Here is a 5,498-nt window from a genome sequence, read left to right as displayed (position 1 = left end):
ATCTGCTAGGGCTAACTCGGGATTAGTTTCTAGATAATTTTGATAATTACTGACCTGATCTTCTAAAGCCTTTTCGGTTTTGGCTGACAGAGTTAATAGATGAACTGGACGTTCAACATTATTCCGAATTTTGACTTCTGACTTCTGAGTTATGACTTCACTTGGAGTTTCTTCTAAAACTAGATGAGCATTCGTACCACTAAAACCAAAAGAACTAACCCCAGCTATGCGACTTTTACCATTTGTCGGCCAAGAGGTCAGCTTAGTTGCGACTTGTACCGGTAATTGGTCCCAATTAATATAAGGATTTGGCTGATGAAAATGCAGTGATGGGGCGATTTTCTGATGTTGCAATTGCAAAACTACCTTCATTAAACCGGCAATTCCTGCTGCTCCCTCCGAATGACCAATATTACTCTTAGCTGAACCAATTATTACCGGATGCTCTTGAGAATGAGTCTGGCCAAAAACCGCTCCTATTGCTCCCACTTCAATAGGGTCTCCCAAAGATGTGCCTGTGCCATGAGCCTCTATATAACTGATACTAGCTGGGTCTACCCCTCCATTTTCCATGGCTTGACGAATTACTGCTTGCTGAGACGGCCCATTAGGTACAGTCAATCCTCCACTCGCTCCATCTTGGTTCATGGCAGAACCTCGAATCACTGCCAAGACAGTATCTCCATGAGCTACAGCATCAGAGAGTCGTTTCAATAGAATCATTCCACATCCTTCAGAGCGAACATAACCATTGGCTTCTGCATCAAAAGTCTTGCATCGCCCATCAGGAGATAACATTTTGGCATCAGAAAATATAAGACTACCGTTAGGAGATAACAACAAATTCACACCACCGGCCAAAGCTAGCTCTGATTCTCTGTTTCTGAGACTTTGGCAAGCTAAATGTACGGATACCAAGGAAGAAGAACAAGCCGTATCCACAGATAAACATGGTCCTGTTAATCCTAATTGGTATGATAAACGTCCGGCTGCTGTACTGAGGGCGTTACCTGTACCCCAGTAAGATTCTAGTGTACTGCTATTGGCCAGTTGTTGTGAGTACTCATTGCCACAGATGCCAAGAAATACCCCGGTCTGAGTCTTGAACAGTCTTTCTGGTAAAAGATTAGCCCTTTCTATGGCTTCCCAACTGACTTCGAGTAATAACCTCTGTTGTGGGTCTAAACTTTTAGCTTCTCGGGGAGAAATACCGAAAAATGGTGCATCAAAGCTATCTACCTGTGAGAGGAAACCACCATAGCGGGAGATAATTTTGCCTGGAGTATCGGGGTTGGGGTCATAGTATTCATCAATATTCCATCGGTTTGAGGGCACTTCTGATATAGCATCCATTCCTTGGTTGAGTATTTCCCAGAATGCTTCCGGAGAATTGGCTCCTCCAGGAAAGCGACAACTCATTCCAATGATGGCTATTGCTTCTTTTTTCGGATTTTTGATAGCTTCTAATTCTGACTTTAAAGCTTCTATCTGAAGAATAGCATTTCCCACCAAAGCTTTGTAGTTTGGTGTCTGAGTACTTGTACTTTTATTCATTAGCTTTTTTACCTCCTAGAGATTCCAGTGTTTGAGCAAGTAGACCAAACATTTGGTCTTCAGACATTTCTTCAAAACGAGACAAGTTATTACTTTGATCTGAGCTATATGTTATAGAAAACTCCATAGGAATAACATCAGCTAAATACTCTACCAACGCCTCAAGGGTAGGATAGTCAAATAACAATGTTGAACTCAAACTTGTCTGTAAACTTGACTCCAACCTATTTTTCAACTCCACTGCCATTAAAGAATCTAATCCCAAATCAAACAAGGGTTGACGCATTTCCAACTTTTGCCCATCTTTGAGTCCTAAAGTTTGAGCCACCATTGACCGAATGTGAGTTGTGAATAACTCCATTCTCTCCCTTAGCGCTATAGCTTCTAATTTTTCTAACAACCCTGATTTTCGACCCAGAGATGGTTGAGCTGAAACCAACCCTGACAACAATGGCATTTTCTCCACACCAGGTACTTGTGTCGAAAACTGTGACCAATTCACCGGGAACACCCCTACCTGACTTTGAGACCTTGATAACAAGTTCTCCAATGCCACCATCCCTTCCTCTGGCTGAATTGTCCTCATGCCACTACTTTCTATACGACTCTGATGCTGAGTCCCTAAACGCGCTGCCATTCCTCCTGTGGCCCACGCTCCCCAATTAATACTTAATCCTGGTAAACCCATACCACGACGATAACTAGCTAACGCGTCCATAAACCCATTAGCTGCTGCATAATTTCCTTGACCTGAACCGCCTAACATTGAAGCTATAGACGAGAAACAAACAAAGAAATCTAATTCTAATTCCTTAGTTTGCTGATGCAAATACCAAGTACCCTGCACCTTGGGTGCCATCACCTTAGTAAACTGCTCCCAACTCATGTTTTGCATTAACCCATCATCCAATACCCCGGCCGTATGAATTACACCTTTTAGTGGGGGTAATGACTCTCCCATCTGCTGGAAAATTTCCTCCACATCCCAAGGCACAGAAACATCCCCTAATAACACACTCACCTTAGCTCCTGTCGCTTCTAACTCCTCTATGGTTTTTTGTGCTGTTTCACCAGGACCACTACGCCCCATTAAGACTATATGTTTGGCTCCTTCCTTAACCATCCATTCAGCTACTACTAAGCCTAATGCTCCTAAACCTCCTGTAATCAAATAACTGGCTTCTGGTTGAATTAACTTTTGAGTTGCCCTCACTTCTGGCATCTCCACCACTACCTTCCCTATATGTTGGGCTTGCTGCATATATCGGAAGGCTGCCGTTATTTCTGTACTGGAGAAAGTTTTATAGGGTAAAGCCTTGAGTCCTCCTTGGTTCCATTCCTTGGTTAATTCCTCTGATAATTGACCCATTAAACCTGGCTGTTCTTGGGCTACTTCTCCCAAATCATAGGGATAGTAACTGATATCTGCTCGCTTTTCCTTGACTTGCTCTGTCTCCCAAATTCCGATTTTGCCGATTTCCACAAATCTGCCTCCTGGAGCTAATACTTCTAAGCTCTTGGGTATGTACTCTCCATTGAGACTATTGAGGACTACATCTACTCCTTCTCCTCCTGTGAGCTCCATGATTTCTTGGCTAAAATCTAGGGTGCGGGAGTTCATCACATGCTTAATTCCTAGGGATTTGAGAAAGTCCCATTTGCTCGGACTGGCTGTGGCTAAGATTTCCGCTCCTGCTAGTTGAGCTATTTGCACTGCTGCTTGTCCTACACCTCCTGCTGCTGCATGAATTAATACCCGCTCTCCTGGTTGGATTTGAGCTAAGTGCTGCAACCCGTAGTAGGCAGTCAAGAAGGTTAGGGGTAGGGTCGCTGCTTCCGGGAAACTCATTTTTTCCGGTAGAGGGATTATATTTGTGGCTTTTGTTGTCACAAAACTACTAAACCCATCCGGCACCATTGTGGCTATCACTTTGTCTCCTACCTGCCACTGTGATACTTCTTCTCCTACTGCGGATATTGTTCCGGCACATTCAAATCCAAAGGTGAGTTGCTCTACACAAGTAATTCCTAAGTGTTGGGCGTAGTACTCTTTGAGTAAACCTAGGGCGTTGAGTACGTCTCTGAAGTTTAATCCTACTGTGGCTACTTGGATTTCTATTTCGTCGGCTTCTGGTGTCCGACGCTCCATTGGTTCCCATTTCAGGTTGTCTATCACTCCATATTCTGCCAGTTTTAATTGCACTGGTTGGACCTGTTCATCCTGTTGTTTTTGTTCGAGTCTGGCTACGTAACGTTGACCTTGACGTATGGCTATTTGGTCTTCTACTTCTTGTGATAATAGTTCGGCTTCTAGGGAGTCGGCTATTTGAGTTGGTTCTATGTTGGGGTCATAGTCGATGCGTTTACACTTTAATTCTGGGTGTTCATTGGCTATCACTTGTCCTAGTGCCCATAGACTTCCGTATTCTGGGTTGATGACTTCTGTATTTGAGAGTACGTTCTGGGTTCCTTGAGTTATTAACCACAATTGGGGATTTTGGGCTGGTTGACTTTTGATGATTCCTTGTACTAGATGCAGCACTGAACCACAATTTTTGGCTTGAATTGTTTCTAGTTCTAGGTTGTCTTTGTTTTCAAGTTTTTTGATTCCCCATAGGTGTACTATTCCTGTTATTCCTTCATTTTCTTGCAATAGTTGTTGAAATTCTTGGCTACTGGTGGGATTTATTTGATATTTTTGTGGTCCTAGTTGTTGATATTTTTTTCCTGGTGATACTTGAATGCACTGATGACCTTTCTTTTCTAGGGCTTTTAATAGTTGCACTTGAGTATCTTCTGCTAAAATTAACCATTTATGGGTGGGAGCTTCAGATTCTTGGCTGGGCTGAGGTTGGGTTTGCCAGTTGATTTGATAATACCAATTATTGAGCTCTGGTTGTAGACTTCTTAATAGTTTGGATACTGTTGTTTCTCTTGACCTAAGTCCTTGCAGTTCGGCCAGTATCGTTCCTTGGTCATCTACCAGTTTGATGTTTGATATTAGGCTGTTTTCTGATGGGGTTTCAGCTATCACCCAAACTCTTGTTCCTGGAGATTTAGACAATTTCCATTTTTCTATTCCTATTGGTAGGTATGTTTTGTCTGTTTGTTTTATTGGTTTGGTATGAAGTGTGATTTGCGTGGAGAGGTCTAATAGAGCTGGATGTATGTTATAGTCTACTATTTGTGTTGTTAATTCTTCACTTAAGCAGATCTCGGCTAGGGCTTTTCCTTGACCTTTCCACAGTTGTTTGATTCCTTGGAAACTGCTGCCATAGTCAATTCCATTGTTTCTAAAGTATTTGTAATGCTCTTTAATGTCTATTGCTTGATTACATTCACTCTTGTATTTCTCTAGGTTAATTTTGGCTTCTGGAGTTGGAGTTGAGTCGGCGGATATTTTTCCTTGGGTGTGCAATATCCATTGGGGTTTCTGTTGATCTTCTGCTTCTGATGTGCTGAAGATTTCAAATTTATAGTTATTGTTTTCTTGGGGAGTGATAACTGTTTGTATTCTTTTGATTTCTGTTTCTGGTAGGATTAAACCTTTAATTATGAATACATCTGTTACTTCTACTTGAGGTGAACTGAATAGTTCTCTGGCTGCTGAGTCTGCTATTTCTAGATATCCTGTAGCTGGGAATAGTGCTTTTTCAAATACTCTGTGGTCCTTGAGGTAAGTAGGGGCTTTTTCTGTTATGTGTGATTGAAAACGTTGTTGATTTTCTATTCCTGCTAGGTGGAGTTTTTCACCGAGTAGGGGATGTTGATTTTGGGTTTTTGACCAATTGAGTAGTTGGGTTTTTTGGGTTTCCACCCAATAACGTTCCCGTTGGAATGGATATGTGGGTAATGCTACTTTCTGACGATTATAATCAGAGTCAAACCCTGACCAATCTATTTTGGCTCCTTTTACATACAATTTTCCTAAGCTTGATAGCATT

At 42.0% G+C, this 5,498-nt stretch carries 2 protein-coding genes; both read right to left on the bottom strand.

Annotation, left to right across the window (positions count from 1 at the left end; translation table 11 throughout):
- Nucleotides 1–1,554: polyketide synthase (locus F6J99_RS41395; RefSeq protein WP_293122320.1), on the bottom strand; the 1,554-nt coding region annotated here is incomplete at its 3' end.
- Nucleotides 1,547–5,476 (bottom strand): SDR family NAD(P)-dependent oxidoreductase, encoded by a 3,930-nt coding sequence (locus F6J99_RS41390; RefSeq protein ID WP_293122317.1) that lies wholly within the window; start codon nucleotides 5,474–5,476, stop codon nucleotides 1,547–1,549. The genes F6J99_RS41390 and F6J99_RS41395, both read right to left, overlap by 8 nt.
- Between the last annotated feature and the right edge of the window lie 22 nt (nucleotides 5,477–5,498).

The sequence above is a fragment of the Moorena sp. SIO4G3 genome, from assembly GCF_010692305.1.
Lineage (GTDB): Bacteria > Cyanobacteriota > Cyanobacteriia > Cyanobacteriales > Coleofasciculaceae > Moorena > Moorena producens_A.
This window is presented reverse-complemented; position numbering and strand designations above follow the sequence as displayed.